This is a genomic window from Phytomonospora endophytica (assembly GCF_014202425.1).
In the GTDB taxonomy this organism is placed as follows: Bacteria; Actinomycetota; Actinomycetes; order Mycobacteriales; family Micromonosporaceae; genus Phytomonospora; species Phytomonospora endophytica.
In genome coordinates, this window is the sequence record NZ_JACHGT010000006.1 from 53,161 (window position 1) to 79,657 (window position 26,497).

28 protein-coding genes and 2 tRNA genes are annotated in these 26,497 nt (G+C 69.8%); 14 read left to right on the plus strand and 16 right to left on the minus strand.

The annotated features are described in order from the left end of the window. Window positions 1–32 precede the first annotated feature (32 nt). Complete coding sequence (locus HNR73_RS14570; RefSeq protein WP_184787985.1) at window positions 33–428, plus strand: hypothetical protein; 396 nt, start codon at window positions 33–35, stop codon at window positions 426–428. A 104-nt stretch (window positions 429–532) separates the two neighbouring features. Here the strand turns inward: HNR73_RS14570 and HNR73_RS14575 are convergent, their stop codons facing one another. The 3 genes from HNR73_RS14575 to HNR73_RS14585 all read right to left on the minus strand — a co-directional run bounded on the left by HNR73_RS14575 (window position 533) and on the right by HNR73_RS14585 (window position 2,143). After that, window positions 533–946, minus strand: coding sequence for a hypothetical protein (locus HNR73_RS14575; protein WP_184787986.1), 414 nt, complete (start codon window positions 944–946; stop codon window positions 533–535). A 136-nt stretch (window positions 947–1,082) separates the two neighbouring features. Continuing rightward, a complete protein-coding gene (locus tag HNR73_RS14580; RefSeq protein WP_184787987.1) occupies window positions 1,083–1,328 on the minus strand; it encodes a hypothetical protein in 246 nt (81 codons plus the stop codon). A gap of 107 nt (window positions 1,329–1,435) precedes the next feature. Beyond that, on the minus strand, window positions 1,436–2,143 hold the full coding sequence (locus HNR73_RS14585) for a class I SAM-dependent methyltransferase (RefSeq protein ID WP_184787988.1): 708 nt from the start codon (window positions 2,141–2,143) through the stop codon (window positions 1,436–1,438). Between the two features lie 36 nt (window positions 2,144–2,179). Here HNR73_RS14585 and HNR73_RS14590 point away from each other — a divergent pair, with 36 nt between their 5' ends. Continuing rightward, complete coding sequence (locus HNR73_RS14590) at window positions 2,180–2,899, plus strand: glycosyltransferase family 2 protein (protein ID WP_184787989.1); 720 nt, start codon at window positions 2,180–2,182, stop codon at window positions 2,897–2,899. Here the strand turns inward: HNR73_RS14590 and HNR73_RS14595 are convergent. Together HNR73_RS14595 and HNR73_RS14600 are read right to left on the minus strand one after the other, a co-directional pair. Then, the gene (locus tag HNR73_RS14595; protein WP_184788371.1) at window positions 2,868–3,749 is read right to left on the minus strand and encodes a transketolase family protein; all 882 of its coding nucleotides are present in this window, start codon (window positions 3,747–3,749) and stop codon (window positions 2,868–2,870) included. The genes HNR73_RS14590 and HNR73_RS14595 overlap by 32 nt on opposite strands. Window positions 3,750–3,824: 75 nt before the next feature. Continuing rightward, on the minus strand, window positions 3,825–4,514 hold the full coding sequence (locus HNR73_RS14600; protein WP_184787990.1) for a thiamine pyrophosphate-binding protein: 690 nt from the start codon (window positions 4,512–4,514) through the stop codon (window positions 3,825–3,827). A gap of 74 nt (window positions 4,515–4,588) precedes the next feature. Between HNR73_RS14600 and soxR the strand changes: the two genes are divergently transcribed. From soxR to HNR73_RS14625, 5 genes are all read left to right on the plus strand, one after another. Further along, window positions 4,589–5,041: a redox-sensitive transcriptional activator SoxR gene (soxR, locus tag HNR73_RS14605; protein WP_203685756.1), complete on the plus strand. Its 453-nt coding sequence runs from the start codon at window positions 4,589–4,591 to the stop codon at window positions 5,039–5,041. A 70-nt stretch (window positions 5,042–5,111) separates the two neighbouring features. After that, on the plus strand, window positions 5,112–6,104 hold the full coding sequence (locus HNR73_RS14610) for an NADPH:quinone oxidoreductase family protein (protein WP_184787992.1): 993 nt from the start codon (window positions 5,112–5,114) through the stop codon (window positions 6,102–6,104). Beyond that, the gene (locus HNR73_RS14615; protein ID WP_184787993.1) at window positions 6,101–7,081 is read left to right on the plus strand and encodes an RNA polymerase subunit sigma-70; all 981 of its coding nucleotides are present in this window, start codon (window positions 6,101–6,103) and stop codon (window positions 7,079–7,081) included. The genes HNR73_RS14610 and HNR73_RS14615 overlap by 4 nt, the downstream gene beginning before the upstream one ends. Window positions 7,082–7,161: 80 nt before the next feature. Next, window positions 7,162–7,866 (plus strand): SDR family oxidoreductase, encoded by a 705-nt coding sequence (locus HNR73_RS14620; protein WP_184787994.1) that lies wholly within the window; start codon window positions 7,162–7,164, stop codon window positions 7,864–7,866. A gap of 233 nt (window positions 7,867–8,099) precedes the next feature. Next, the gene (locus HNR73_RS14625) at window positions 8,100–8,819 is read left to right on the plus strand and encodes an IucA/IucC family C-terminal-domain containing protein (RefSeq protein WP_184788372.1); all 720 of its coding nucleotides are present in this window, start codon (window positions 8,100–8,102) and stop codon (window positions 8,817–8,819) included. Here HNR73_RS14625 and HNR73_RS14630 read toward each other — a convergent pair. After that, the gene (locus HNR73_RS14630; RefSeq protein ID WP_184787995.1) at window positions 8,809–9,384 is read right to left on the minus strand and encodes a dihydrofolate reductase family protein; all 576 of its coding nucleotides are present in this window, start codon (window positions 9,382–9,384) and stop codon (window positions 8,809–8,811) included. The genes HNR73_RS14625 and HNR73_RS14630 overlap by 11 nt on opposite strands. 67 nt (window positions 9,385–9,451) lie before the next feature. Beyond that, on the minus strand, window positions 9,452–10,966 hold the full coding sequence (locus tag HNR73_RS14635; protein ID WP_184787996.1) for an MFS transporter: 1,515 nt from the start codon (window positions 10,964–10,966) through the stop codon (window positions 9,452–9,454). Window positions 10,967–11,096: 130 nt separating this feature from the next. Between HNR73_RS14635 and HNR73_RS14640 the strand changes: the two genes are divergently transcribed. Together HNR73_RS14640 and HNR73_RS14645 are read left to right on the plus strand one after the other, a co-directional pair. Further along, window positions 11,097–11,825: a TetR/AcrR family transcriptional regulator gene (locus tag HNR73_RS14640; RefSeq protein WP_184787997.1), complete on the plus strand. Its 729-nt coding sequence runs from the start codon at window positions 11,097–11,099 to the stop codon at window positions 11,823–11,825. A gap of 347 nt (window positions 11,826–12,172) precedes the next feature. Then, complete coding sequence (locus HNR73_RS14645) at window positions 12,173–13,630, plus strand: FAD-dependent monooxygenase (protein WP_184787998.1); 1,458 nt, start codon at window positions 12,173–12,175, stop codon at window positions 13,628–13,630. Between the two features lie 38 nt (window positions 13,631–13,668). Here the strand turns inward: HNR73_RS14645 and HNR73_RS14650 are convergent, their stop codons facing one another. Further along, window positions 13,669–14,310 carry an HAD family hydrolase gene (locus tag HNR73_RS14650; RefSeq protein WP_184787999.1) on the minus strand — a complete coding sequence of 214 codons (642 nt, stop codon included), beginning with the start codon at window positions 14,308–14,310 and terminating at the stop codon, window positions 13,669–13,671. Window positions 14,311–14,728: 418 nt separating this feature from the next. Beyond that, window positions 14,729–14,815: transfer RNA gene (locus tag HNR73_RS14655), tRNA-Ser, on the minus strand. Window positions 14,816–14,904: 89 nt separating this feature from the next. Here HNR73_RS14655 and HNR73_RS14660 point away from each other — a divergent pair. Beyond that, window positions 14,905–15,873, plus strand: a complete 969-nt coding sequence (locus HNR73_RS14660) for an NAD(P)H-quinone oxidoreductase (protein ID WP_184788000.1) — start codon at window positions 14,905–14,907, stop codon at window positions 15,871–15,873. Between the two features lie 156 nt (window positions 15,874–16,029). Here the strand turns inward: HNR73_RS14660 and HNR73_RS14665 are convergent, their stop codons facing one another. Together HNR73_RS14665 and HNR73_RS14670 are read right to left on the minus strand one after the other, a co-directional pair. Further along, complete coding sequence (locus HNR73_RS14665; protein ID WP_184788001.1) at window positions 16,030–16,923, minus strand: ornithine cyclodeaminase family protein; 894 nt, start codon at window positions 16,921–16,923, stop codon at window positions 16,030–16,032. A 9-nt stretch (window positions 16,924–16,932) separates the two neighbouring features. Further along, window positions 16,933–17,517, minus strand: a complete 585-nt coding sequence (locus HNR73_RS14670; RefSeq protein ID WP_184788002.1) for a TetR/AcrR family transcriptional regulator — start codon at window positions 17,515–17,517, stop codon at window positions 16,933–16,935. A 63-nt stretch (window positions 17,518–17,580) separates the two neighbouring features. Between HNR73_RS14670 and HNR73_RS14675 the strand changes: the two genes are divergently transcribed. Next, window positions 17,581–18,021, plus strand: coding sequence for a VOC family protein (locus HNR73_RS14675; RefSeq protein WP_184788003.1), 441 nt, complete (start codon window positions 17,581–17,583; stop codon window positions 18,019–18,021). Between the two features lie 640 nt (window positions 18,022–18,661). Here HNR73_RS14675 and HNR73_RS14680 read toward each other — a convergent pair. Continuing rightward, window positions 18,662–19,108, minus strand: a complete 447-nt coding sequence (locus HNR73_RS14680; RefSeq protein WP_184788004.1) for a hypothetical protein — start codon at window positions 19,106–19,108, stop codon at window positions 18,662–18,664. Window positions 19,109–19,246: 138 nt separating this feature from the next. On the opposite strand from HNR73_RS14680, the gene HNR73_RS14685 reads away from it, so the two are divergent. Both HNR73_RS14685 and HNR73_RS14690 read left to right on the plus strand, forming a co-directional pair. Further along, window positions 19,247–19,402: a hypothetical protein gene (locus tag HNR73_RS14685; protein WP_184788005.1), complete on the plus strand. Its 156-nt coding sequence runs from the start codon at window positions 19,247–19,249 to the stop codon at window positions 19,400–19,402. A gap of 106 nt (window positions 19,403–19,508) precedes the next feature. Next, window positions 19,509–19,667: a hypothetical protein gene (locus tag HNR73_RS14690; RefSeq protein ID WP_184788006.1), complete on the plus strand. Its 159-nt coding sequence runs from the start codon at window positions 19,509–19,511 to the stop codon at window positions 19,665–19,667. A 155-nt stretch (window positions 19,668–19,822) separates the two neighbouring features. Here the strand turns inward: HNR73_RS14690 and HNR73_RS14695 are convergent, their stop codons facing one another. Then, window positions 19,823–20,440: a hypothetical protein gene (locus tag HNR73_RS14695; protein WP_184788007.1), complete on the minus strand. Its 618-nt coding sequence runs from the start codon at window positions 20,438–20,440 to the stop codon at window positions 19,823–19,825. A gap of 1,095 nt (window positions 20,441–21,535) precedes the next feature. Here HNR73_RS14695 and HNR73_RS14700 point away from each other — a divergent pair. Beyond that, window positions 21,536–21,766: a DUF2283 domain-containing protein gene (locus tag HNR73_RS14700; RefSeq protein WP_184788008.1), complete on the plus strand. Its 231-nt coding sequence runs from the start codon at window positions 21,536–21,538 to the stop codon at window positions 21,764–21,766. A 42-nt stretch (window positions 21,767–21,808) separates the two neighbouring features. On the opposite strand, the gene HNR73_RS14705 is transcribed toward HNR73_RS14700, so the two are convergent. The 3 genes from HNR73_RS14705 to HNR73_RS14715 form a co-directional block, all read right to left on the minus strand. Continuing rightward, entirely contained in the window at window positions 21,809–22,582 is a 774-nt protein-coding gene (locus tag HNR73_RS14705; protein WP_184788009.1) for an inositol monophosphatase family protein, read from the minus strand. Window positions 22,583–23,034: 452 nt separating this feature from the next. Further along, window positions 23,035–23,125 (minus strand) — tRNA-Ser (locus tag HNR73_RS14710). Between the two features lie 171 nt (window positions 23,126–23,296). Then, a complete protein-coding gene (locus tag HNR73_RS14715; protein ID WP_239121928.1) occupies window positions 23,297–26,125 on the minus strand; it encodes a S8 family peptidase in 2,829 nt (942 codons plus the stop codon). Window positions 26,126–26,497: the final 372 nt, after the last annotated feature.

Genomic DNA, 26,497 nt, shown 5'->3' on the forward strand with positions numbered 1-26,497 from the left:
CGACGTCGTCGCCGGCTCGCTACCGTTCGGACATGAACCATGCCGACCGCCTCGCCCTTCTCGCCTTCCTGCGCGCCCGGCTCCGCGACGGCGGCGACGAAGGCGCGGCGGCGGCGCTGCGAGGGGTGATCGATCTGGCCGAGACCGCCTTTACCGACGACGAGGAGTGGTCGCTCGTACCCGATCCGGTCGCCCAGACGGTCCCGTCCGCCCTCCACCTGCGCCTCCTCTCCGCCACCGGTGCCGCCACGGCCTGCGCGGCCGCGGTCGTCGGTTTCGCCTCGACCGTCCCGCGCTCCGGCGAACCCGCCTCCGCGGCCGGGTTCGCCGCCGCCTTCCTGCTGCTCGCGGGCGCCCTGTGGATCACCGTCGCGGGCAGCCAGGCAAACTTCGCCGTCGTCGGGTTGCCGCTCTGGGCCCACTGGTAACTCGCGACGTCGCTCGCCGACCAGCCCGCGCGGCCGTGGTGGTCGCCGCTGCTCGTGGTCGCCGGAGTGGTCACCGTCGTGGCGGGCATCGTCGGCGCCGTCGCCTACTTCTCCGTCGACGGGCGGCTCGCACTGGTGTCGCTGGCGACCGTCGCCGTCGGCGCGTGCGTCATGGGGTTCAGCCCGGACGGCGCCGACGACGTCGAGTTCGACCCTTCGACGGTGAGCGTCTTCGTCAAGCAGGGGCTACCGGAATTCGCGCGCTTCTCCTGGCTCGCACTCGTTCTCGTGGCCGGTCTCGCTGCCGGCGGTGTGTTCGTGGCGCGCAAGGCACGGCGAGGACCGATGACGCGCGCACTGGCGGCCGCGGGCGCGACCTTCCTGTCCGGTGCCGCCGCCGTGGCCGCCGTGCTGTCGGCGGCCTCCGGCGGCGGCGTCACCGTGGTGAACGGTGCCGTGTGGTGGCTGGGGATCGGCGCGGCGAGCGTCTTGCCGCTCGCGCGGACGCCGGTCGTCACCGCTGTGCGCGGTGACCGGCCTGCGGGAGTTCGCGAACCTGACGTGGCCGCTGCTCGGAGCTGTCGGCGTGCTGGCCGCCTTCGGCGGCGCGGCCCTCGTCGCCGCCGGTGCCCGCGTCCCGGTCTTGTGGGCCGGCTACTTGTGCACGACCGCCAGCCCCTCCCGCACCGGCACCGCCGGCCGCAGGTAGTCCGTCTTCGAGTACAGCCGCACGCCCAGTTCGGTCAGGGCCCTGGCCGCCTCGATACGTTTCGTGCACGGGAATCCCTCCGTGCACGCCGTCTTGCAGCGCATGAATCCGCCCGTGTGGTCGTGGGCATCGTACGTCGTCCGCCACAGGCCGATCAGGTCGTCGGCGTTCGTCGTCACGTAGATGGTCATGGTGAGCTCCCCATCGGTCGTGGTGCGGGCCTCATGCGGACCCGCTTATGTAACCGCCGGGGAGGCTTTTCATGACGGACAAGGGGTCCGGCATTATCCCGAAAGGGTTAAATCCGTGAACCGATCGCGAAGAGGCTCTGCCCGAAAGGCGGGCGCACGACCTTCTCCCCGAGGCGGACGGCGGGGACGATGAGCCGGTCGTAGACGCGCAGGGCGGCGCCGTCGCGCGGGGATCCCTTGAGTAGTCGCATCATCAGCAACCAGGCGAACCAACCCGCCCAGTTGACGTGGTGCAGCTTCTCGACACGCAGACCCGCGTCGGTGAAGGCCTTGCGGAGGGTCGAGCGGCGGTAGCGGCGCACATGTCCGACCCGCACGTCGAAATCGCTCATCAGCATGGGGAACGCCGGCACGAGGATGACGACCTTGCCACCCGGCCGGACGAGCCGGGCCATGGTGCGCAGGGCGGCGACGTCGTCGGGGATGTGTTCGAGGACGTTGTAGGCCAGGGCGGCGGAGAACCGTCCATCCACATCGGACGGCAGCAGCATGGCGCCGACGGTGACACGCGGGTCCGCGGCGAAGCGTTCGCGCAGGACGGTGAGCCGCCCGGGATCGGCGTCGGTGGCGGTGAAGGCCCCGACCCGCGGCAGCCACTCGGCGGCGTAGTCGCCGTGGCCGCTGCCGATTTCGATCGGGTGTTCGCCGAGGTGGTCGACGGCCAGCGAGGTCAGCCAGGCACGGTAATGTGATGCCGCGCTGACATCCTCAAGCGCGCGGGACTGCGCCCGCGTGTCTCCGGTGATGTCGGCCATTCGCGCACCGTAACACCGCCGCCGGGGGCTGCCGCCGTGAAGCTGTCGATTCTGATGCCGGTCTACAACGAGCAGGAGCGCCTGCTCAAGGCCCTGGACACGGCGCTCGCCGTCGAGTATCCGTGCGACATCGAGATGATCGTCGTCGACGACGGGAGCCGCGACCGCACGGGCGCGATCCTCGCCGCCTACGGCGACGAGCGCGTCACCGCGCTACGCCACCCGCGGAACCGCGGCAAGGGCGCCGCCATCCGGACCGCGGCGGACAAGGCCACCGGTGATTATCTGATCATCCTCGACGCGGACCTGGAGTACGACCCAGCCGACATTCCGACGCTTCTCGCGCCGGTCCTCGACGGCCGCGCCGAGGTCGTCTTCGGCAACCGGACCTTCGGTAGTCACTCCGCCTACTCCTTCTGGTACGTGATGGGCAACAAGGCCATCACCACCGCGGCCAACGTCCTCTACAACTGCTACCTGTCCGACCTCGAAACCTGCTTCAAGCTGATGCCGCTGGCACTGTACCGGTCGCTGCGCATCGTCTCGCAGGGCTTCGGCATGGAGGCCGAGGTCACCGCGAAGCTGCTGCGGCGGGGGATCCGGCCCTTCGAGGTGCCCGTCTCCTACCGGGCGCGCAGCCGCGAGGAGGGCAAGAAGATCACCTGGAAGGACGGGGTCGAGGCGCTCTGGATCCTGGGCCGCGAGCGCGTCGTGCCCCCGCCCGTCACCGCGCAAAGGAGGCGATCCGCTCGCTGATCGTGGCCGGATCGAGGCCGTGCCAGCGTTCGTGGTCGGTGGGGGTCCCGTACTTGTGCAGGTCGACGCGTTTCACGCCGATCGCGAGTGTCCGGTGTGGACGGTCGATGAGTGCCTCGGCGACGACCCGTGACGACGTGCCCTCCAGGTAGGGCTCGACGAGGACGACCTCACCGGTGTGCGCCAGGGCGCGCAGGCCTTCGACGTCGAAGGGCCGCACGGTGTTGGCGTAGGCGACCGTGACCGATATCCCCGCCGTGGCGAGCAGGACGTTGTCGAGCGTCGGCCCGACGGCGACGACGAGCGGCCCCTCACCGGACTTGATCACGCTGAGCCGGCCGGTCGTCTGGTGCGGCGCCGCGTTGCTCAACGTGGACAGTCGCATATAGACCTTGTCGTCGGTGAGTGCCGCCGCCCGCAGGGGACCGCCGACCTCCTTGGGGTGACCGGGCACGTGCACCGTCCAGTCGGGCATCGTGTCGAAGAGCGCGACGTCTCCGGGCGAGAAGTGCGTGTACCCGCCCTGCGACCAGTCGTAGGAGGCGCCGACGCTGACCAGGATCCCGCCGACGCCCTGGTGCTCGAAGTCGAGCTTGATCTGCTCGTAGGCGCGCTCGACGAGGAAGGGCGCGTAGGAGTGCGCGATCGGCCGCATCCCCGACAGGGCGAGGCCTCCGGCGGCGCTGACCATCAGCGCCTCCCGGATCCCGACGTTCAGGACGCGGTCGGGGTGCTCCCGCGCGGCCTGCGCGAAACGTTCGTGCCCGTTGGAGATGTCGGCGAGGACTACCGCGACGCGCGGGTCGTCGTCGATCAGGTCGGCGGCGGCGTCGATGAAGGCGTCGCGCATGGTCGTGGTGTCGGGGACCTTCATGGGGTGTCCGATATGCGGCAGGCTGGTGGTCATCGCGATGTCCTTCGTGGTCTAGATGCTCGACGTGGCGAACGCGACGACCGCGTGTGGCCCGGTTCCGTGGTGACCGCGCAGTCCGGCCTCGATGGCGTCGTGGTCTCGTCCATCCACTTCGGACGCCGACCAGCCCTGCGCGGTGAAGCGCGAGGCGATCCCGCCGGGCCAGCCGTGCGAGGCCGATCCGTTGTCCACCACCACGACGGTGATGTTGTCCAGGCCGGTCGCGCCGGCGTAGGCCATGGCCTCGTGGTTGGTGCCCTCGTCGAGCTCGGCATCGCCGAGCAGGACGTAGATCCGCGGCTTCAGCAGGCCCTGAGCGCGCAGCCCGAGCGCGGTTCCGACGGCCAGCGGCAGCCCGTGCCCGAGCGAGCCCGAGGAGATCTCGGCGCCCGGCACGAGCGTGCGGTCGGGATGCCCGCCGAGCCGCGATCCGGCCGTGAACGCCTCGTCCAGCCACGCGTCGGGCAGGTAGCCCTTCGCCGCCAGCACGGCGTAGAACGAGCCCGGGTTGTGGCCCTTGGAGAGGTAGAAGCGGTCGCGGTCGGGACTGTCGAGCCGCTCGGGCGACAGGTCGAGCACGCGGTCGTAGAGCGTCCAGAGCACGTCGAGGGTGGAGTCCTCGGGGGCGTGCTTGACGTCGACGACCCGGGTGATGAGACCGCGGAGGTCGTCGTATCCGAAGCGGGCGCTGGTGACGGTCATGGACTAAGCTTTCAAGTTCAACCTAACTTGAAGTCAACGAGCAGTGCGACATGTCACAGAAGGGGCCCGTGCGGATGCCCAACCGGCTCACCATCGGCGAGCTCGCCGCCCGTTCGGGCGCGGCGACCTCGGCGCTGCGCTTCTACGAGGAGCGCGGGCTGATCAGCTCCGAACGGACCGCGGGCAACCAGCGCCGCTATCGCCGCGACCAGCTGCGCCGGGTGGCGTTCATCCGTACGGCGCAACAGGTCGGGCTGACCCTGTCGGAGATCACCGAGGCGCTGAACTCGCTCCCCGAGGACCGTACGCCGACGAAGGCCGACTGGGCGCGCCTGTCGGGGCAGTGGCGGACTCGCCTCGACGATCAGATCCAGCGCCTCATCGAGCTGCGCGACACCCTGACCGGCTGCATCGGCTGCGGATGCCTGTCGCTGAAGTCGTGCGCGCTGTACAACACCGACGACCGCAAGGCCGCGCTCGGCCCGGGCGCGCACTGGGACGACGCACCGGTGCAGGCTTCGCGCTGAGACCGATTCCTTTCGCCGGCGACCGAGGTCTACCTGACCGAGTTCCCCTACGCCGAAACGAAAGGCCGACATGAGCATTCCCACCACCATGCGTGCGCTGTGCCAGGCCGCCCTCGACGGACCGCGCGGCCTGCACCTGCTCACCGACGCGCCCGTCCCGAGTCCCGGCCCGGGCGAGGTCCTCCTCCGCGTCACCGCCGCCGGCGTCAACTTCCGCGACCTCATGCGCGCCGACGGCACGTCCCCCGACGGCCCGCGCCCGCCGTTCATCGCGGGCTTCGAGGCTGCTGGTGAGGTCGTCGCGGTCGGCGAGGCCGTCACCGGGCCACGGCCGGGCGACCACGTCGTCGGCGTCGGCGACGGCGCCTTCGCCGAGTACCTCGCCGTTCCCGCGTACGCGGCCATGCCCGTACCGCCCGGCTGGACCGACCGCGAGGCCCTCGGCCTGGCCGTGAACTGGCCCACCGCGCTCGCCGCGCTCTCCACCCTCGGCGGACTCCACAAGGGACAGACGGTGTTCGTTCCCGCCGCCGCCGGCGCGACCGGCCAGGCCGCCGTCACCATCGCCCGGCACCTTGGCGCGACGGTGATCGCGGCCGCCTCACCGGCCAAGCACGACGTCGTGCGCGCCCTCGGCGCCGACCACGTCCTCGACTCCCGCGACGCGGACTTCGCCGACAGGGTGCTGGAACTGACGGATGGTCAAGGCGCCGACGTCGTCCTGGAATCGACCGGAGGGCCCGCCTTCGCCGAGAGTCCGCGCGCGGCCAAACGCGTGACCGGCCGGGTGATCGTCCTCGGTACGGCGGGCGGCGAGGCCGCGGTCACCAACGTCGACCTCGTCTACCGGCACCAGATCCAGCTCATCGGCCTCAACATCGGGGTGCTCGCCCGTTCGGCGCCGAGGCTCTTCGGTGAGCTCATGGGCGAGTTGACGGCGCTCATCGCGGCGGGCGTGATCGCACCCGGCGACCCCACCGGGTACGACCTCGCCGACGGCCCGAAGGCGCTGATGGACCTCGCGAACCGTTCCACCGTTGGGAAACTGGCCCTCCTGCCATGACGCCGGGCCTGGACGCGAGCCGCTTCACCGCCGAGACCGAGAGGTTCCGGCGGGAGCTGCTCGCGCACTGCTATCGGATGACGGGTTCGGCCCACGACGCCGAGGATCTCGTGCAGGAGACCTATCTGCGGGCGTGGCGGTCCCACGCCGGCTTCGAGGGACGCGCGTCGGTGCGGTCGTGGCTGTACAAGATCGCCACGAACGTCTGCCTGACGGCGCGAAGGCCGCGCCCGATCCGGGTGCTCCCCTCGGGTCTGGCGGGCCCGTCCGACGGCTCCGGCCCGCCGCTTCGGGCCGGCCCGGACGAGGTCGCGTGGCTCGAACCGCTGCCCGACGCGTGGACGACGCCGCCGGCCGACGATCCGGCGGCGGTCGTCGTCGAACGCGAATCGCTGCGGCTGGCGCTGATCGCCGGACTCCAGCACCTGCCCGCCCGCCAGCGCGCGATCCTCATCCTGCGCGAGGTGCTGGCGTTCACGGCCCCCGAGACCGCCGAGATCCTCGACACCACGACGGCGGCGGTCAAGAGCGGGCTCCAGCGCGCCCGCGCCCGCCTCGATGAACGCGACACCGGTTCCGAGCGGCTGCTCGAACCGTCCGATCCGCGGGCCCGCGCGCTGCTCGACGGGTACATCGCGGCCTTCGAGCACGCCGACGTCGGCCTGCTCGAACAGGTACTGCGCACCGACGCGTCCCTGGAGGCGACGCCGTTCCCCGCGTGGCAGTCGGGCCGCGCGAGCTGCCTGTACGTCCTCGGCGCGTACGTGCTCGGCGCACCGGGGGACTGGCGCATGTTCGCGGCCGGCGCCAACGGTCAGCCCGCCGCCGTCGTCTACCGGCGCGACGGCGACGGGATCCCGCGCGCCGACGGCGTCGTGGTCCTCGCCACCACCGCGACCGGCGTCGCCGGCGTCGTCAAGTTCGGCGACCCCGCCCTGGTCGCGGCCTTCGGCCACCCCGCCGTGCTCGCGTCCTGACTGCGATCCCCGTCACCATCGAAATGCCCCCGCCGCCCTCCGGGTTGGTCGCAGATGCCGTCACTCACCCAGGAGGACCCATGTCGTTGTCGGGCAAGCGCATCGTGATCACCGGAGGGGCGACCGGCATCGGCCGCGCCATCGCCGGACTCGCCGTCGAGCGCGGTGCCGCGGTCGTCGTCACCGGCCGGACCGAGGCCACGCTGAAGGCCGCCGTCACCGAGATCGGCCCGGGTGCCGACTACCGCGTGCTCGACGTGACCGACGCCGAGGCCGTCGAGCGCGTCCTGGCCTCCGTCGGACCTTTCGACCACCTCGTCACCGGCGCCGCCGAGATCGTCGCCGGGCCGTTCACCGAACTCCCCGAAACCGACGCCCGTTCGCTGTTCGAGACGAAGTTCTGGGGCCAGTACCGGGCCGCGAAGGCCGCCGTCCCGCACATCGCGCCCGACGGCTCGATCCTCTTCTTCTCCGGCTACCTCTACCGCAAGGCCGAGGCCGGTTTCTCCGGCTTCGCCGCCGTCAACGGCGCGGTCGAAGGCCTCGTGAAGGCCCTCGCGATCGAGCTCGCGCCCCTGCGCGTCAACGCCATCTCGCCCGGCCAGATCGACGTCTACGAGGGCCGCATGGACCCTGACGCCCACGCTCGTTTCCGCGCCGACGTCGCCGCCCAGATCCCCGCCGGACGGCCCGGCACGGCCGCCGAGGCCGCGCACGCCGCCCTGTTCCTGCTGGAGAACACCTTCACCACGGGCACGACGCTCGACGTCGACGGGGGAAGGTAACCCCAGGCGAGGACGGGGTGACACCCGCCACCCCGTTCCCGCGCCCTGCTCGTCGCCACCCGCCTCCGCGAGTTAAGGTAAGCCGAACCTAACGGCCACGGAGGCAGGAGGCAGGACGTGTCCACGTCGCCCGGCACGACCCCCACCGGGGCCGCCGCGTGACCACGACGCTGCCGCCGCTGCGACTCCCGTCGGTCGCACCGCTCGCCCCCGTCACCCGCGCGCTGGCCGCGATGCGCCGCAGCCGCGGCGAGCGCGCCACCGCCGGCGTCGCCGACGGGCTCGTCCTCGACTCCCTCGCCGGGTACACGCCCGCGACGTGCTTCACCGACGGTTCGGCCGTCGCACAGCTCATCGACGCGCCCCGCCGGCGCTGGGGCGCCGCGCCCCACGCCGCGGCCGCGCTGGCCTGGAAGGGCTACTCCTACTGGCTGGCGCTGCCCGCCGTCATCGGCTGGGCGAGCGCTCGCCGGGTGCCGCTGCTGCACGCGTCGAACGTGATGCTGCGGTTGTCCGACGAGCGGCCGTGGTTCCGGTTCGGGATGCGCCGGGCGATGGTCGCGGTCCTGCCGAACGACCCGGTCGCGGGTGATCCGGGTGTGCGCGTCGTCGACGACGAGGGCGCGCTCCTCGACGTTCTGCGCGCGACGCTCGTCGACCAGCATCTGGCGCCGCTGCTGACGCGGTTCCGCGGGCAGGTTCGCGTCGGGCGGCGGATCATGTGGGGTTCGCTGGCGTCGGGTGTCGCGCACGCCGTGGAGTACACCGCCGACACGACCCCGCTGTCCATTGTGGAGACCGCCGGGACGCTGCTGGAGGCCTTGCGGGTCCCCGATCTCGTCGATGTGGCGTGCACGCCGGAAGGTGAGATGAGCCTGCGGCGGAAGACCTGCTGTCTGGCGTTCACCGTCGAGGGACTGTCGACCTGCCGCAGCTGCTGCGTCACCGGGTGACGGTGTAGCGCTGTAGCAGCGCGCCGCCCGTCCCGATCGCCGTGCTTTCCACCAGTGCGAAGCGTGTGGCGTCCACATCCCCTTCGAACATGGGCTTTCCGGTGCCGAGGACGAGCGGGTAGAGCTTCACGATGAGCTCGTCGATCTCGCCGAAGAGGCTCCCGGCCAGTTTCGAGCCGCCCGCCAGCCAGATGTCGCCGCCCTCGCGTGCCTTGAGTTCGCGCACCGTCGCGACCGGGTCGGCGACGACATGGACGCGCGGATCCCCTGTGTCGCCAAGGGATGTGGAGACGACGTACTGCTCCAGGTGCGCGTACGGGCTGCTGATCCCCTCGGCGAGCGCGGGCTCGTAGGTGCCCCGGCCCTGGATGACGGTGTCGAAGCGTCCACTGGGGACGGTGACGCCGACGGCCTCGTGGAGGTGGGTGGGGAGGGTCTGGGGGTACTCGGCGACGAGATGCTCGACGAGCCCGTCGGGAAGCGGGAAGAAGGCGGCGATCGAGCCGTCGGAGGCGGCGATGAGACCGTCGATGCTCGCGCCGACGAAGTAGACGAGTTTGCGCATCGGACCATGATCACACGAAAAGGCCCCCGGCCTCATCGAGGCCGGGGGCTCCGTCCGCCCGGACGACTCAGTGGATCGCGGCCGCGAGCGGCTCGGCGGTCTCGCCCTCGACGGCGGCGTCGGCCTTGCGGTCCTTCATGACGACCAGCGCCAGCAGCGCCGCCGCGAAGACCCCGATCGCGCCGATCACGAAGGTCGTCGACATGCCCGACACGAAGGCCTCGCGGGCCGCGGTGGCCAGGCCGGAATCGCCTGTCGTGGCGGCGGTCCCGATGGCGTCGGTGATGGAGGCGCGGGCCGGTTCGGGCGTGCTCTCGGGCATCGCGTCACCGAAGTTGGTGACCAGGACGCTGCCGAGGATCGCCACGCCGAGGGCCGCGCCGGCCTGCTGGACGGTGTCGTTGAGGGCCGAACCGACCCCGGCGTGTTCGGCCGGGACGGCGCCCATCAGCGCGGTCACCGCGGCGGGCTGGGCGAGTCCGGCGCCGACCCCGAAGACCACCAGGGCCGCCGCGACGGTGACGAAGCCCGTGTCGGAGGACAGGGTCGTGAAGAACAGGAACCCGCCGGACAGGACCAGCAGACCCGCGACGGTCATCGCCCGGTTGCCGATCTTCATGCCGAGGGTCGCGCCGAAGGAGTTGGTGATGATGACCGCGATCGCCATCGGGATCATCGCCAGGCCGGTCTCGGTCGGCGTGTAGTCGAGCACGAGCTGGAGGTACTGGGTCAGCGCCAGCAGCAGTCCGCCGTTGGCGACCTGGACCAGCACCAGCGAGAGGCTGCCACCGGAGAAGTTGCGGTTGCGGAACAGGCTCAGCGGGACCATCGGCGAGTCGGTGCGCAGTTCCCAGATCACGAAGGCGGTGAGGCCGACGACGGCGGCGGCGAGGGCGATGAGGACCGTCGTGTCGCCGAGTCCCTTGGTGGGCGCCTCGATGATGACCCAGACCAGCGCGGTGAGGCCGACCATCGACAGCAGCGCGCCGAAGTAGTCGGGCTTGCGGTACGCGCTCCTCGACTCGGGCATGAGGGTCAGCGCGGCGACGATCGCGATGATGACGATCGGGACGTTGATCAGGAAGACCGAGCCCCACCAGAACTTCGCGATCAGCGCGCCGCCGAAGACCGGTCCGCCGATCAGGCCGACCATCAGCACCGAGCTCCAGATGGACATCGCCTTGCGGCGCTCCTTGTCGTCGAAGACGGTGATGAGGATCGACAGCGTCGAGGGCATGACCAGGGCGCCGCCGATGCCCATGAGGACGCGGCCGCCGATGAGCTGCTCGGGGGTGGAGGCGTAGGTGGCCAGCAGTGACGCGATCCCGAAGATCGCCAGTCCGATCACCATTATCCTTCTGCGCCCGTAGCGGTCGGACAGGCTTCCGGCGGTCAGCAGCAGCCCGGCGAACACGAGGATGTAGCCCTCGATGATCCATTGGATGTCCTGCGCGGTGGCGCCGAGATCCTGGGTGAGGGGCGGGATGGCGACGGTGAGGACGCCGTTGTCGACGACGAGCACGAGCGTGCTCAGGCACAGCACGACGAGGATGAGCCAGCGTCGGGGGTGGAGGTTCGACATCGTTTCTTTCCTTCCGGGCGGATGGTTGCGCACACTGTGCGCGGCATGGGCACAACGTACCACGCGATCTGGACGTGCGCAACGGCGCACGGTGTGCGCTATAGTGAACGTGGACGAGAGGAGCACGAACATGCAGGACAAGCAGGCGATCCCCTCGGTGTGGACCCGCCCCAAGAAGAAGAAGGAGCAACCGGCCCTCAGCGTCGAGCACATCGTCGCCGAGGCCATCGGGCTCCTCGACGAGGAAGGCATCGAGCAGCTGAGCATGCGCAAGCTCGGCGCCCGCATGAACGCCGGCGCGACCTCCCTCTACCGCCACGTCGCCAACAAGGACGAGCTCATCGAGCTGGTCGTCGACGAGGTCTACGGCGAACTCACCGTTCCGAAGGTCACCACGCCCGAGCGGTGGCGCGAGAACGCGACCGAGGTCGCCGGGAGCCTGCGCGCGATGATGCTGCGCCACCCCTGGGTCGGGACGGTGCTGGGGCAGGTCGGGCTGAAGTCGCTCGGCCCGAACCTCGCCCGCCTGTCGGGGGAGTTCATGGCCGTCTTCCAGGCCGCCGGATTCCCCGTCCTGGACGCCGACAAGGTCATGAACACGCTGATCTCGTACGTCATCGGCATGGCGACGAGCGAGGCCGCGTGGCTCCAGCTCGTCACGCGATCCGGCAAGACCGAGGCGGAATGGGTCGCCGAGCTGCTGCCCCGGGCGATCGAGGCGGCCGCCGACCGCGCCGACCTCGCCGAGCCCCTCCTGGCCAGCTCCGGCGTCGACCCGGCCGTCGTCCGCGACGACAACTTCGCCTACGGGCTGGAGACCGTCCTCGACGGCTGCGCGGCGAGGCTGGCGCGCCTGTAGCCGCATCGGGCGCCCCCGCCGGCCTTCCGGGGGCGCCTGCGCGCGGTGCCGCGCCTCCCCGCGTCGCGGCCTTGCCGCGTGACCTGTCGAGAACTCGCCGGGAGGCGCGGACATCCGCTCCCGTCGAGCGTAGGTCCCGTCGGGCGAAGAGATCTTGAGCGCTTCTTGAGCGCCGACTGGACGCCGCCGGGCCCCGGCTTGTAGCGTGCAGGAGTCCGTGACATCGCCTAGGGAGGTGAGCCCCCATGAACCCAGTATCGAAGTGGGTGCTCTCCACGCGTGTCACGGCCGGGCGAACGACGTAGGTGTCGCCGGGAGCGCCTCGACTCCCGAAAGGCAACACCACCATGGACTCCTCGAAGTCTCCCGCGCCTCCCGCGTACGACGTGATCATCGCCGGATGCGGACCGGCCGGCGCCATGCTGGCCGCCGAACTCCGGCTGCACGACGTGCGGGTTCTCGTACTGGAGAAGGAAACCGAGCCCGTCTCCTTCGTCCGCATCGTCGGACTGCACATCCGCAGCCTCGAACTGCTGGCGATGCGCGGACTCCTGGATCGCGTGGCAGAACGGGGAAGGAAGCGCCCGGCCGCCGGATTCTTCGCCGCCATAGGCAAACCGGCGCCCGAGCACCTCGACACCGCGCACGCCTACATGCTCGGCATCCCCCAACCGGTCATCGTCGACGTGCTCGAAGAACACGCCACCGCCCTCGGCGCGCGGATCCGGCGCGGCTCCGCGGTCGCCGGTTTCGAACAGGACGACGACGGCGTGACCGTCACGCTCGCCGACGGCGAACGGCTGCGGTCGCGCTACCTCGTCGGCTGCGACGGCGGACGCAGCACCGTCCGCAAACTCCTCGGCGTCGGTTTCCCCGGCGAGCCAACGCGTAACGAGACGCTGATGGGCGAGATGGAGGTCGGCGTGCCGCCGGAGGAGATCGCGGCCACCCTGGCCGCGCTTCCCCAGGGCGACAGGCGATTCAGCCTCGGGGCCTTCGGCCGGGGCGTCTATCGCGTCGTGGTGCCCGCCGAAGGCGTCACCGACCGCGCGCAGGCGCCCACCATCGAGGACTTCCGGCGGAGGCTGCGAGCGGTCGCCGGAAGCGACTTCGGCGTGCACTCCCCGCGCTGGATGTCGCGCTTCGGCGACGCCACCCGCCTCGCCGAGCGGTACCGCGTCGGACGCGTCCTGCTCGCCGGGGACGCCGCCCACATTCACCCGCCCATCGGCGGGCAGGGCCTCAACCTGGGCGTGCAGGACGCGTTCAACCTCGGGTGGAAACTGGCCGCGCGGATCCGCGGATGGGCGCCCGAGTCGCTGCTGGACACCTACCAGGCCGAGCGCCACCCCGTCGCCTGGGACGTGCTGGACAACACCCGCGCTCAGCTGGAACTGCTGTCGCCCGAGCCGGGGCCGCGGGCCGTGCGCAGGTTGCTCACCGAGCTGATGGACGTCGGCGAGGTCAACCGCCGCCTGATCGAGAAGATCACCGCGATCGACATCCGCTACGACTTCGGCGATGGCGACGACAGGATCGGCCGCCGCCAGCCCGACATCGACCTGAAGGACGGCGGCCTCTACGAGGCCATGCACCGCGGTCGGGGCCTGCTCCTCGACCGCACCGACGGCCACCTCACCGTCGGCGGCTGGGCGACCCGCGTCGACCACCTGCCCGGCGCGACCGCCGGACCGGACGCGCCCAGCGTCCTGCTGCGCCCCGACGGCCACATCGCCTGGATCGGCGACGACCAGCGCGAACTGGACGCGCGGTTGCGCCGCTGGTTCGGCGAGCCGGCCGTCTGACCCGTCCGACGCCCCCTGCGCTTCCACGGCAGGGGGCGTCAGGTCACGCCGAGGACGATGCCCTGCAGTTCACGCAGCGACGCGATACGACGCGCCGCCCGCGAGAAGTCCTGCGCCCGAGTGAAACCGCTGTCGACGACGACGCAGTCGATCCCGGCCGCCACCGCCGAATCGAGGCCGCGGACCGAGTCCTCCACGACCAGCGTTTCCTCCCTGGAGGCCCCGAACCGCGCCAACCCGGCCAGATACGGCTCCGGATGCGGCTTCGTGCGGGTGAAGTTCTCACGCATGAGGACGAAGTCCATGAAACGCCGAATGTCGCGGCCTTCGTGAATGAGCTCGAAATCCACCCGCTTGGACATCGTCACGATTGCCATGCGGACATGTCCCGCCAGCTCCGCCAGGACGTCGACGACCCCCTCGATCTCGATGGACTCCGTCCGGAGGTAGTCCTGGTAGTAGCCGTTCCGGGCCACCCGCAGCTCGTCGACGGTCCGCTCATCAACACCCGCCGCCCTGGCCTGAGCCCACGTGCCAAGACCCGCGGTCACATCGCGGAGGTATCGCGTCTTGTCCAAGGGCAGCCCGACGTCAGCGAGGGCACGCTCCCCGGCCCTGAAGTACCAGACCTCGGTGTCGACGAGAACCCCGTCGTGATCGAAGAGGATGTACTTCTTCACGGCCCCGGCCCTCCCGCACTCGCGCCCACGACGGCCAGCATGACCCACCCGGACGCCCTCGCCGGATGCGGCCTCGCCCCGCGCGTGGCGGACCACGAGCGACGTGGCGGCCAACCTGCGGGTGGGGATATCGACGGTCGGCGACTGCCGTCGCCGCAGCCCGACGAGGCCCTTGGCCGAACGCTCCCCTGGAGCCCCCGCCGGATCGTCGCGTGGCGCCAGAAGCGCCCTGGCCCAGACGTCGGCGGCGGAGCTCGAATCAGCTGCCCAGCGGCAGCTCGGTCGCCCACCGTTCTCCCCGGCCACTCCCTGGCGGCAGGCAGCGTCCAAGCGGCCCCGGCGGGACACGCGGTACGCACAGAAGAACGCCCTCGATCCGCATTTTCGCAGGTCAATGGGCGTTCTTCGTACTCCAGAGCGGAAGCTGTGGGATTCGAACCCACGGAGGCTATGACACCTCAGCAGTTTTCAAGACTGCCGCCCTCGGCCACTAGGCGAAGCTTCCCGGTTCGCGGCCGGTGCCGTGCCGGTCGCCGTGGCGGGCTCGGCGCGTGCCGGGACCGCTGTCCCAGTTTGCCAGATAGCATCGCGATCATGCGAGCGGTGGTGGCGAGCGAGCCGGGCGGTCCCGAGGTCTTGGCGTGGACGGAGGTCCCCGACGCGGTCGCCGGGGCGGGCGAGGTCCTCATCCGCGTCGCGGCGGCGGGCGTGAACCGCGCCGACCTGCTCCAGCGCCAGGGGCACTATCCGCCGCCGGCGGGGGCGCCGTCGTACCCGGGCCTGGAGTGCTCGGGGACGATCGTCGAGGTCGGTGACGGGGTGACACGCTGGCGGACCGGCGACGAGGTGTGCGCGCTGCTGTCGGGCGGCGGATACGCCGAGCTCGTCGCGGTCGACGCCGGCCTCGTCATGTCCGTCCCCAGTGGAGTGTCGACTGTGGATGCGGCCGGCCTGCCGGAGGTGGCTGCGACGGTCTGGTCCAATGTCTTCGCCGCCGCCGCGCTGGCGGCCGGCGAGACGTTCCTCGTCCACGGCGGGGGTGGCGGCATCGGCACCTTCGCCATCCAGCTCGCCGTCGCCCGCACCGCCCGCGTCTTCACCACGGCCCGCTCCGAAAGCCACGAGCGGCTGCGCGCGCTCGGCGCCGAGGTCGCCATCGACTACCGCGAGGGCCGCTTCGCCGACATCGTCCGCGAACTCGGCGGCGCCGACGTCATCCTCGACAACATGGGCGCGGCCTACCTCGCCCCCAACATCGACGCGCTGGCCCCGGACGGCCGCATCGTCGTCATCGGCATGCAGGGCGGCCGCAAAGGCGACCTCGACCTTGGCCGCCTGATGGCCAAGCGCGGCACGATCCACGCCGCCGGGCTGCGAGCCCGCCCACTGCGGCAACGAGTGTCCATTGTGGCCGACGTCGAATCGCAGGTGTGGCCGCACATCGCCGACGGCACGGTCGCGCCCGTCGTCGACACCCACATCCCGATGAGCGAGGCTTCCGAGGCGCACGCGCGGATGGAGCGAGGCGGGCACGTCGGCAAGATCCTGCTGACGACCGGCTAGTCCCAAAGCCTTCGCGCCTCGGCCGCCTTGACCAAGTACGCCTCCGCGTCGGCGTTCGTGCTCGCCGTGACACCGTTCATCGGCGTCCTGGTCCGGCGCGACGATGCCCGTTCGCCACGGCCGCACTCACCGCACAGTGACCCGCGCGGGCGTCGCTCAGGCGAGCCCGACGAGTCGCGCCAGCAGGTAGGCCTCGGTTCCGGCGAGCCCGACCGAACAGAACAGCGCACCCGCCGAGTGCGGCGCCTCGCCGGCGAGCACCGATCCCAATGACACCACCCGTCCCTCGTGCGGCGTCCCCGCCAGTACGAAGGGCGGGTCATAGTCGTGGAGCTGCGCGACCGAGTCGGTGGTGACCAGCCGGGCGCGTTCGGCCAGCGACACGTCGAACTCGGCGCGGCCGTACTGTTTCGGCCCGAGCGTCGAGACGAAGGCCTCGGGGTCGATGGCGGCGGTGTCGAGCACCGATTCACCGGAACTCGTTGCCAGCACGACGATCTCGGCGCCCTCGGCGGCGGCCTCGGCCGTGTTCACGGCCTGCACGTCGATGCCGTAGCGCTCGGCGGCGTTGGTCGCGAAGGCGTGGCGGCGCTCGGAGTTGCGGCTGTACACCCGCACTCTCGACAGTGGACGGACGGCGTTGATCGCCCACAACTGCATCCACGCCTGCGGTCCGGTGCCGATGATGCCGGCGACGGAGGCCGTCGGCGCGGCCAGGGCGTCGGCGGCGACACCGCCGATCGCGCCGGTGCGCATCCGCCCGAGATCGTGCCCGATCGCGATTCCGGCAACGGATCCGTCCGAGCCGTCGTGCACCACGACGAGTTGTTCGCCGCCTTTGATCGTGTCGTAGGAGCGGTAACCGAACCACTTGTCGCCCAGTCGCCCGGTCGTGTAGATGAGGTTCCCGTCGCCGAGTTCGGTGTGCACGCGCGGGGGCGCGGTGAGTTCGCCGCGGTGGGCGGCGAGGATCGCGTCGCGGCATACGGCGACGGTGCCCGCCGCGTCGATCAGGCCGGGGAGGTCTGCGTCGGTCAGTACGGTCGCCATCCCCCGAGCCTATGGGATGCGCAGCCCCGCGAGGAGCCCTTCGAGTGCCGCGGCCGTCTCGTCGAGGGACGCGTCGTCCGGTTCCTGCGCGAGCCAGAGCGCGGCCTCGTTCATCGCGCCCGACAGCAGCCGCGCGATGGGCGTGACGGGCCCCGAGGCGATGACCCCCGCCGACATCAGCCCGCACAGCGCCTCGCGCAGGTGGCGCGCGGAGGCCGCGTCGTCCATGTCGCGCCACTCGTTCCAGCCGAGCACGGCCGGCGCGTCGACCAGGACGATGCGGCGGATCTCCGGGTCGGCCCCGGCGGCGAGGAAGGCGCGGCAGCCGGCCACGAACGAGTCCCAGGGGTCGGCGACGGCGTCGGCGGCCGCCGCGACCCGGGTGCCCAGCTCCTCTTGGGTCTCGCGCACGACGGCGGTGAACAGCCCGGCCTTGCTGCCGAAGTGGTGGTAGGCGGCGCCCTTGGTGACGCCGACGGCCTTGGCGACGTCGTCGAAGACCACGGCGTGGTACCCGTCGGCGGCGAAGCGGCGGCGTCCTTCGGCGAGCAGCGCCCGGCGCGTCTGCTCACGTTGTTCGACCCTGGTTGACATACCGAGAGTATGCCAGCTACCTTCACATACCCAAGGTATGTGAACGCGATCCGAGGAGAGACCATGACCCTGCGCGGCTTCTACCCCGTCCTGTGCTCCGCCGACGTCGCCGCCGCCCGCGACTTCTACGTGCGTCACTTCGGCTTCGAGGTCACCTTCGACGCCGACTGGTACGTCAGCCTCCGCCGAGCCGACGCGCACCACTACGAGCTGGCACTGCTAGATCCGTCCCACCCCACCGTCCCCGCCGCCTACCGCAAGCCACTCCAAGGCGGTCTCCTGCTCAACGTCGAGGTCGACGACGTCGACGCCGAGTATCGGCGACTCGTCGGAGACGAGGGCCTTGTCGAAGAGCTGTCGCTGAGGAGTGAGGAGTTCGGACAGCGGCACTTCATCGTCGCCGGACCCGACGGCGTGCTCATCGACGTGATCACCAACATCCCGCCCGGAGACGAGTTCGCGGCGAACTTCGCGGACGCGGGGACGAGCCCCGAACACGCGTAACGATCAGGGCGTGGCGGGGAGGGGCCGCCCAGCCGGCCATGAGCCGGACCGCTCGCCGAGCGAGCCGCTCAAGCCCGGCCGGCAGCTCCGCCAGGCCGAAGCGGTCGCGGACGGCGCTCCAGTTGGCGTCGACGACGGCCGCGCATACCTCGTCGTTGCCCAGCAGACAGGCCACCTCTTCGACCTCGGCCGGGTCGTACACCTGCACACCTACTGTGCGGATCTCGTCGAGGACCGGGCACGGCCCGGCGACGATGAGACGGCCGGCCGCCGCGCCCTCGACGATCGGGAGGCCCCAGCCTTCCCACGTTGACGGAACAGGACGACGTCGGCGGCGGCGCACATGTCGGCTTGCCGGGTGTGGTCGCGTGCCCAGGCGGCGGTGCTCACGTCCGCTCAGTTCGCGTCTCCGCTGGCGAAGGTGCCCTACCACCTCCGGGCCGCGTGTATCTCCACATGGCTTGCCAGCGGTGTAGCCGTGCCCCGCGCGGCGGGCTGGGCCGGTCACAGCGTCCAGGTGCTCATGCGCGTCTACGCCCGGTGCATCGACAACGACGAAGCCGCCGCGTTGAAGCGGATCGGGACGACGCTCAAGGCACCTCGCCGGAGGGGGAGCCGACACGGAGACGACACGGCAGGGTCAGACGATGACGATCCTCTGCCGTGAACGTAGGCACTCCTCGAACACTGCGATGAGCTTGCCCAGGGTGATGGTTTGGAGTTCCCGGGCCCACGAAGGCATCTCGGAAGGATCGTCAACTCTTTCGGGCTGATGCAGACCGGCGAAGCCGTCCCGGGCCCAGCGAAGCTGGGCGGCTCGCAGGAACGCAACGATCTCGGTGTAGCGGTCCACGGGGTGATCGCTGTTGGCGTAGTCGAGATCGAAGAGCGGACGCAGGGGCGTGGCGAGCGTGCTCCAGGAAGACTCCCCGCCAAAACCCTCCATGCGTGGGAGGTCGACCGCGGCCTCAGCGGCGAGCAACGTGTGGAAGGTGTGCAGCGGCCCCCACCCGTAGAACGCACCCACGCCGTCCCCGACGCCTCCATGGGAGAGACCGCCCGACGCGACCGTGTACGTCCAACTCATGCCGCCAGGTTAGCCAGCAGTCTGCTCGGTCTCGACCGCATGAGACCGAGCCGCCTTTTGGCCTCCCGTTGACGTTGGTGACACTGGTGACAGAACACCGTTGAAGGCGAGACCGCCGAGGCCCGGCGTCAGCGTGGCTTGGGTGTCACCCACGCGCTGATCCGCACGCCCGACGAGGTGCCCGCGGTCGCGCACTACGAACGGATCTACGCCAGTCTCGGACTCCCAGCTCCCACCCTCGCGCAGCTGCGAGAAGAGGGCATGCCGGTCCGCGACCTCGGCGACGCCGCGTGATCGGCGGCCGAATCCTTGATGGATCGGCCTCGCAGCCCTCGCCGAAGGCTCCGACTACATGCGCTCCTAGTCAGCCGTAGCCGCCGCTCACGGCCTCACCCTTTACGTGCCGGGCCTCGCCCTGGCCGAAGCGCGCGCCCTGCGCCCCGAGTCGGCCGGCCCACTCGACATCTTCGCCACGCACCCTGAGGTCTACGTCGTCCCCGCCCGGACCGACTCCCCCCGCCGCGACATCGACGCCCTCCACGACCAGAGCGGCACATAGGACCCGACGGCCGCGTGGGTTGTCCTGGCTGCCCGTGCGTGCGGCTGGGAGGTCCTTACGTGCGATGCGGAAAGACTTCGACGACTTGACCCGGGTGTGGTCGTTGACCAGCTCCCGTAGTCGGGTTCGGGCACGCAATTCCTAGACCGGGAGATTTAGGTCTTGATTCCACGTTTTGTCAGGAATGAATCAAGATCGTTTACAAATAGTCCGACTAGGTCGTAGTCTTTGAGTCCCTTGTCGCTATGTCCAAGCTCAACGCGAATGGCCCTTATCAGTCGTTCCACGGAGCCAAACACAAACGCGGGATCGCTTTGAGCCTCGGTGCTTAGTTGATTCGAATCCTTGCGCCATTGGCGAACCGCCTGGAGCACGACCGGTGTCGACCAAGCTAGGGCTGAGGCGGTGAAGTTCGCCATTGTCTGGGCGAGCTGTGCCTCGCCAACAGGTTTGCGCACGCTAGGTGCTTGATCAAGACCAAGCCCTCGGACGAACTCTGCGATGAACTCAGAGTGCATCTCGGCCCGCCGCTGGTGTTGTTCGGCTTCGATTTGTTTCATCCGCTCTACGTACCGGCCGAGGGCGACCGTCAGCGCAGCAACCGTAATGGTGGCAAATCCACCCAAAATTGAAGCTGCCATCGCGGGATCAATGGCTGCGGTGGTGACATATCGAACCACCGGCCCCACGGCGACTACGGTTCCGAGAACCAGCCAGCTGATTCGAGGGATCTTGGCAATGAAGGTTCTAAACGATGACCAGAGTTTTCGCATTCAGCGACATTAGCTCTGCCACTTCGTGACCCTGGGGGTCTTGCCCTCACTGTTTCTTATCGGTCGTTGCCCGAAAGCAACCTGGATGTAGGTTCCCGGCAATTCGCTGAGCAGCTAGGATACTCTCGGCGCAGGGCAGGAGAAAGAAAATGTGATCTTTGAAGGGCGCCGGTCAGGAAAACCAAATTGCCCATTCTCCTATCCGCTCAGGCAAACTAGAGCCCGGATTGGTCATGACCATTTAACCTATCTGGCACGGCGCCGTACTTCTCGAACTGGTGGGCACGGCCAGGGAACGGTTGTGTGTGAGGTCGGTGTACTGGCTGCTCGTGTGCAGTGGGCGCATGAGGTGCCGTCCCCGCTTCGGGCGTGGGGTCCGACGGCTTCCCCGGGGTACGGGCTGTCGTAGAGGCTCATGATTCACGCCCGATGGCCGCGACGATTGCCCCGATCTCGGCGGGGCAGGGCCATGGCATGCCGCAGGCTGCGCACTCTCTGACGCATCTGTGCAGATAGGTGCCGCTCCGCATGCCGACACAGCTCCTCGACCGTGTTCGCAGCTATTCGGGATACGTCGCGCAGCTCCTCGACGCGCGGGCCACGCTCGCCGAGCGGCGACGGATTCTCGTCATCGCCGGGTGGCTGAGCCTGATTGCGGCGACGCTTCATATTGACCTAGCGCAGGATGCTGCCGCGACGGCGCCGCCGAGCAGTACGCCCGGGAGGTCATCAGCCACCTCGACGCCGGGCCGGATCCCGCGCGGTGGTCACGTCGGACTGCCAGCGCGCACGTTGACCTGTCACTTGCCCTCATCTCCGCCGGCCAACTCGACGAAGCCGCCAACGCCACACAACGCGCCATCGAGTCCGGCCGGATCGTCCCCTCCAACCAATGGAGAGCGGCCGAAATCGTCGAAGCGGTCGAACGGCACGACCTACCCGAAGCGACAGAACTGCGGGAGGCGTTCGAGACCTTGACGGCCCCGCCGGAAGCATGGAGCCAGCGCGGAGGTGCCGCGACGGCTTCCGGCGGAGCACTTCCGGCCCCTCATCCTTAGTAGCCTGCCAGCCGAGGCGATCACAGGAGGGCTGTCAATGCGAGTCACTTACGACGCCACAGCAGACATGGCGTACATCTACTTGGTTGAGATTGGACCAGGAGAAGCGGTCCGGCAGGTACCGACCGAGGACAACTTGGCAGTACTCGACTACGACTCGGATGGGCGGATACTGGGCATCGAGGTGTTCAGCGCGGAACGCCGATTGCACCCCGAGGTGCTGAGCGCCGCCGAGAGAATCGACCTTGAGCCGGGTCCGCCTGACTAACGTTCGCCCTGGCGCATCCTCGTGGTCCGGACTACTGGTCCGTCAGCTGATGACCCTCATGAGATCGACGGCGAGGCCGGGGGCGACGGCGATCGTAGCTGCTGAACTCAACGAGTGTGGTTCGCCGTCGGCGCCGAGGACCACGGCCCCGGCCTCGCGGGCGATGACGACACCGGCCATCACGTCCCATGAGTTGTTGCTGAGCATGATGACGGCGTCGGTGGTGCCGTTGGCGACCCATACAAGGTCGATCGCCGCCGAGCCGAACATGCGCAGGCGCTGCACTTCCGGGATGAGTTTGCTGGTCAGCGCCAGACGGGCGTGGTTCTTGGTCTCGGCGTTCGTGCCGACGGCGTAGTCGCCGATGGATACCAGGGCCTCCGACAGCGTCATCGTGTTGCTGGCGGAGATCGGCTTGCCGTCCTGGAAGGCCCCACCGCCCTGGATCGCGTGGAACCGCGTCCCCAGGAACGGCAGATCAACGACGCCGACAACCGGCGTGCCGTTCTCCAGGAGCGCCAGGGAGACCGCGCACAGCGGGACGCCGTGGGCGTAGTTCACCGTCCCGTCGATCGGGTCCAGGGTCCACAGCAGCCCACCGGCGTCCGAGCCGGTGAGGCCGCGCTCTTCACCGAGCAACGGGATGTCCGGCGTGGCCTCGCGCAGGAACGCCCGGACCGCGTCCTCCGACGCGTAGTCGGCTTCGGTGGCATGGTCCCGATCGCCCTTCGCGGTTCGGGCGCCGATCTGGCGTTCGCGGACGATCGCGGCCGCCGCGTCGACGGCGGCTTGTGCGACGGCCAAGTGATCGGTCATACGATCTCTCCTCGTCCCAGATGGACTGGAAGATGGCTTCGTAGGTGGAGAAGAGCCCGGCCGACGTCCAGCGGCGTTTCATCACGAACGTTGGACTGTCCCCACCGCGCATCTCTGGCCGGTAGAGCTGAATGACGCAGATGCGGCCGTCGACGAGCAGGATGTTGAACCTCAAGGTCTCGTCGGTGAGCTGTGGGAGAGCATTCCGGCCGCGACGAGCACGTCGCCGGGCGGCACCGCGGAGCGCTCCCACGCTTCGACGGTGGCACCGTTCACGGCCAGCCGACCAGGGCCGACAGCGAGAGACTGTGTCGGCGAACGCCGACACAGATACGACACGGTCAGTGAGATCCAACGGGCCTCCGTGAGCCCCTGCGAGACCCGACCCCCAACATAGGAAACGGCCCCTCCTCTGCGATACCGCAGGTGAGGGGCCGTTCTACGTGCAAGCGCGGAGGCTCCGGGATTTGAACCCGGGATGGGGGATGAACCCCAAACCCGCTTAGCAGGCGGGCGCCATAGACCAGACTAGGCGAAGCCTCCACACGCATCCGCGATCGGATACGCGCCGGTCGAGCATACCGGTCGCCGTCGGCGGCTTGCAAAGTGGTTGGCACGCGGCGGCGTGGGGTGTGGTGGGGGCTGTCGGAGAGTGGTCGTGGGCGTGAAAAACCGCCCCCCGCGGTGAGGCGAGGGGCGGTCGTTGAGCGGGTGTCAGGAGGTCACGTTGAGGACCGTGTACCCGACCTGCTCGTTGGCGCCGTCCAGGTAGAAGACCGCGCCGAGGTAGTTGCCGTCGGCCTGGAGGCCGGTCCAGCTCGCCGTGACGTCGACCGCCGTGCCCGTGGTGACCTTGGCCGAGGCCGGGTTCACCGTCAGGTCGGCGCCTTCGCCACCGACGACCCACGTGTGCACCGGCACGTCGAGGGACGCCACCGGGGCCGCGTAGAGGTCGACGAACAGGACGTAGTCGGCGCCCGCGGGGAGCGTCACCGACTCGTCGGAGCCGCCGGCCGCGGAGTTGCCCAGGTACACCAGCTCGTCGCCGACCTTCTGGAACACGAAGAGGTCCACGTCGGTGCCTTCGCCGTACTGCGCGAAGTCGGCGTTGGCCGTCGAGAACCGCGCGAAGACCGCGTCGTCCGGCACGGACAGCTCGACCTTGCCGACGCGGTCACTGGTGGCCGGGTTGGCGGGGTCGAAGCCCTCTCCACCGGTCTTCAGCGGCAGCGTCGCGGCCTGGTCGGGCGCCAGGGCGGTCGCGACCGACTTCAGCGTCCCGCTGAAGCCGGGCTTCACCGACAGCTTCACCGAGCCGTCGGTGCCGGTGCCCGTCGCCTCGGCCGGGGCCGAGAGCGCGACGGAACGGACCGCGATGGGGCTGCGGACCGTCTTGCCCTTGAGCGAACGCCACGTGAGGGAGCCGAAGGAGTACTGCTCCAGCGCGGCGGTCGTGCGCGTGATGGTGACCTTGAAGGTCGCCGACGCGCCCGGGCGCAGCGTGATGCTCTGCTTGTCGACGCTCACCTTGGTGCCCGCGGGCGCCTCGATGGTCGCGAAGTACGTCTCGGTCTTCGTGCCGACGTTGGTGACCGTGCGGGTCACCGTCTGCTTGCCGGCGAGGTCGCCGACCGAGATCGAGGCGTAGTTCAGGTCCGAGGGGTCGATCGAGCCGACGCCGCCGGAGTTCGACTCGGGGTCGGGCTCCGCGCACATCTCCGCGCCGCCCTGGAGCAGCTGCCACTGGCCGAGGCCACAGGCGTACTGCACCCACTCGACCGGGTTCGAGTCGTAGACCAGGCCCGGGTCGAAGGCCTTCGCGATGGCGACGTGGCCGGCACCGAAGTCGAGCGGGGTGGCGTTGTGCCCGCCGCGCTGGATCGGCTTGCCGGTGTTGTCGGTCTGCGACGCGGTGGTCATCATCGCCGACTTGACCGCCATCGGCGACCAGTCCGGGTGCTTGCCGATGATCAGCGCGGCCAGGCCCGCGATGTGCGGGCTCGACATCGAGGTGCCCTGGTAGGACGAGTAGTTGTTGCCGTTGTTGCCGGGAGGCGCCACGGCCGCGATCACGTCCACGCCGGGCGCGGTGATGTCGGGCTTGAGGAGGTCACCGCCACCGGCGTTCGCCGGTCCGGCCGAGGAGAAGCCGGCCATCTCGGGCGCGCGCTTGCTGACCTGCTTGCCGGCCTCCAGCGACGCGGTGGGCGTCTTGGTGGACTTCAGGTAGTTCAGCAGCTTGGTGCCCGTGGCGGCGTTGACGTGCACCGACGGGACGACCTGGAAGTCGGCCGCGATGTCCGCGGCGCCACCGGGCACGTTGAACTGGATCATGCCGACGCCGCCGGCCTGCTTGACGGCGATCGACTTGTCGGTACGGGCGTTGACACCGCGCTGGCAGGCGACGATCTTCCCGGCCGCCTTGGCCGGGTCGAGGGCGCCGATCACGCACAGGTTGGCGTCGGACGCGCTCGCGCCCGCGGCCGGGATGTCCTTGGCGAGGACGACGTCCGTGCTGGGCAGGGCCGCGCCACGTCCCGCGCCGGTGAGCTTCTGTCCGTCGCCGAGGAGCGCGGCGGCCTGGAAGTCACGGTCGTGGGTGCTGGCGGCGACCGTGGTCAGCCACGGGCTGTTGTGCGCCACCGTGCTCGCGCCCGGGCCGGAGTTACCGGCCGAGGCGGCCACGAACACACCCGCGGCGGCGGCGTTGAGGAACGCGATCTCGACCGGGTCGACGACGTAGGTCGAGGAACCCGAGATCGAGTAGTTGATCACGTCGACGCCGTCGGTCGTGGCCTGCTCGATCGCGGCGACGAGGTCGACCGTGGTCGCGCAGGCGTCGGGGTCAATGGTCTCCCAGCACGCCTTGTAGATCGACAGGCGAGCGGCCGGGGCCATGCCCGAGATCTTGCCGACGGGGGTGCCGTCGATGCTCGCGTCGACGCCGTGGTTGCCGGCGGCGGTCGAGGCGGTGTGGCTGCCGTGTCCGCCGAAGTCGCGCGGCGAGTCGAACTCGCCCTCGACGGGCGGGGTGGAGCTGGCCTTGATGCCCTCACCGAAGTAGCGGGCGCCGATGACCTTGTTGTTGCACTCGACGTTGGCGGTCGGGTCCTCGTCGGAACCCTGGTCGCAGGTGCCGGTGAAGCCGCGGGCGCCACCGTAGACGGCCTCGTCCTCACCCTCGGGGCGCGGCTCGGGCAGCGGCGCGAACGAGGGGTTCTCCGGCCAGTAGCCGGAGTCGACGATGCCGACGACGACGCCGGAGCCGGCGTTCTCGTCGCCGCCGTACTGCGTCTCCCAGACCCCGTTGGCGCCGGTGAGGCCGAGGAAGTCGGGCGTGCTCGACGTGTCGGGCGCGTGGAGTTCGTTCTTCCACATGTTGGTGACACCGTTGGTCTTGGCCATCGCGGTGGCCTCGGTCGCGGTGAGCTTTACCGCGAAACCGTTGAAAGTGGTGTCATAACTGTAGATTTTGTCGGCGCCGGGGACTTTGGTCAGCACCGATTCCTGGGCTTGTGCCAGATAACCCTCGTAGGCCTGCACGGCGGGGTCGGTGGAACTGAGTCCCTCGCCCTCCGCCGGCTTCGTGGCCGCGTAACCGGATATTCCGCCATCGTAAGAAGCGACGGGGAGTCCGGCGACCTGCACGAGGTATGTACCGGCTTCATATGCTTCGCTGCCCGGGACACCCGGGTCAGCCTGGGCGCTACCTGTGCCCACCAGCGCGAAGGCGGTGACCGCCGCGGTGGTGAAAGCAAGCGCCGCCGGGCGTTTAAACCCGGCCACTCGCTGTGACGACACTAGTTGTTGCCTCCTCCGAAGCGCGATCACACGAACGCGCTAGGCGGAGCCTAGGGAAAACGCAGTGCTCGGGAAATATGTCACAAGCACTTGATCAGCATTAGTGATCTGGGC

What these genes read in the sequence shown, in the direction of transcription:
- soxR (WP_203685756.1), top strand. Translation starts at nt 4,589, where the DNA reads ATGCCCAACCGGCTCACCATCGGCGAGCTCGCCGCCCGTTCGGGCGCG.
- HNR73_RS14645 (WP_184787998.1), top strand. Translation starts at nt 12,173, where the DNA reads ATGGACTCCTCGAAGTCTCCCGCGCCTCCCGCGTACGACGTGATCATC.
- HNR73_RS14595 (WP_184788371.1), bottom strand. Translation starts at nt 3,749, where the DNA reads ATGCGCGACGCCTTCATCGACGCCGCCGCCGACCTGATCGACGACGAC.
- HNR73_RS14620 (WP_184787994.1), top strand. Translation starts at nt 7,162, where the DNA reads ATGTCGTTGTCGGGCAAGCGCATCGTGATCACCGGAGGGGCGACCGGC.
- HNR73_RS14615 (WP_184787993.1), top strand. Translation starts at nt 6,101, where the DNA reads ATGACGCCGGGCCTGGACGCGAGCCGCTTCACCGCCGAGACCGAGAGG.
- HNR73_RS14610 (WP_184787992.1), top strand. Translation starts at nt 5,112, where the DNA reads ATGAGCATTCCCACCACCATGCGTGCGCTGTGCCAGGCCGCCCTCGAC.
- HNR73_RS14600 (WP_184787990.1), bottom strand. Translation starts at nt 4,514, where the DNA reads ATGACCGTCACCAGCGCCCGCTTCGGATACGACGACCTCCGCGGTCTC.
- HNR73_RS14660 (WP_184788000.1), top strand. Translation starts at nt 14,905, where the DNA reads ATGCGAGCGGTGGTGGCGAGCGAGCCGGGCGGTCCCGAGGTCTTGGCG.
- HNR73_RS14675 (WP_184788003.1), top strand. Translation starts at nt 17,581, where the DNA reads ATGACCCTGCGCGGCTTCTACCCCGTCCTGTGCTCCGCCGACGTCGCC.
- HNR73_RS14625 (WP_184788372.1), top strand. Translation starts at nt 8,100, where the DNA reads ATGCGCCGCAGCCGCGGCGAGCGCGCCACCGCCGGCGTCGCCGACGGG.
- HNR73_RS14635 (WP_184787996.1), bottom strand. Translation starts at nt 10,966, where the DNA reads ATGTCGAACCTCCACCCCCGACGCTGGCTCATCCTCGTCGTGCTGTGC.
- HNR73_RS14670 (WP_184788002.1), bottom strand. Translation starts at nt 17,517, where the DNA reads ATGTCAACCAGGGTCGAACAACGTGAGCAGACGCGCCGGGCGCTGCTC.
- HNR73_RS14640 (WP_184787997.1), top strand. Translation starts at nt 11,097, where the DNA reads ATGCAGGACAAGCAGGCGATCCCCTCGGTGTGGACCCGCCCCAAGAAG.
- HNR73_RS14665 (WP_184788001.1), bottom strand. Translation starts at nt 16,923, where the DNA reads ATGGCGACCGTACTGACCGACGCAGACCTCCCCGGCCTGATCGACGCG.
- HNR73_RS14695 (WP_184788007.1), bottom strand. Translation starts at nt 20,440, where the DNA reads ATGCGAAAACTCTGGTCATCGTTTAGAACCTTCATTGCCAAGATCCCT.
- HNR73_RS14700 (WP_184788008.1), top strand. Translation starts at nt 21,536, where the DNA reads ATGCGAGTCACTTACGACGCCACAGCAGACATGGCGTACATCTACTTG.
- HNR73_RS14680 (WP_184788004.1), bottom strand. Translation starts at nt 19,108, where the DNA reads ATGAGTTGGACGTACACGGTCGCGTCGGGCGGTCTCTCCCATGGAGGC.
- HNR73_RS14585 (WP_184787988.1), bottom strand. Translation starts at nt 2,143, where the DNA reads ATGGCCGACATCACCGGAGACACGCGGGCGCAGTCCCGCGCGCTTGAG.
- HNR73_RS14630 (WP_184787995.1), bottom strand. Translation starts at nt 9,384, where the DNA reads ATGCGCAAACTCGTCTACTTCGTCGGCGCGAGCATCGACGGTCTCATC.
- HNR73_RS14705 (WP_184788009.1), bottom strand. Translation starts at nt 22,582, where the DNA reads ATGACCGATCACTTGGCCGTCGCACAAGCCGCCGTCGACGCGGCGGCC.
- HNR73_RS14580 (WP_184787987.1), bottom strand. Translation starts at nt 1,328, where the DNA reads ATGACCATCTACGTGACGACGAACGCCGACGACCTGATCGGCCTGTGG.
- HNR73_RS14570 (WP_184787985.1), top strand. Translation starts at nt 33, where the DNA reads ATGAACCATGCCGACCGCCTCGCCCTTCTCGCCTTCCTGCGCGCCCGG.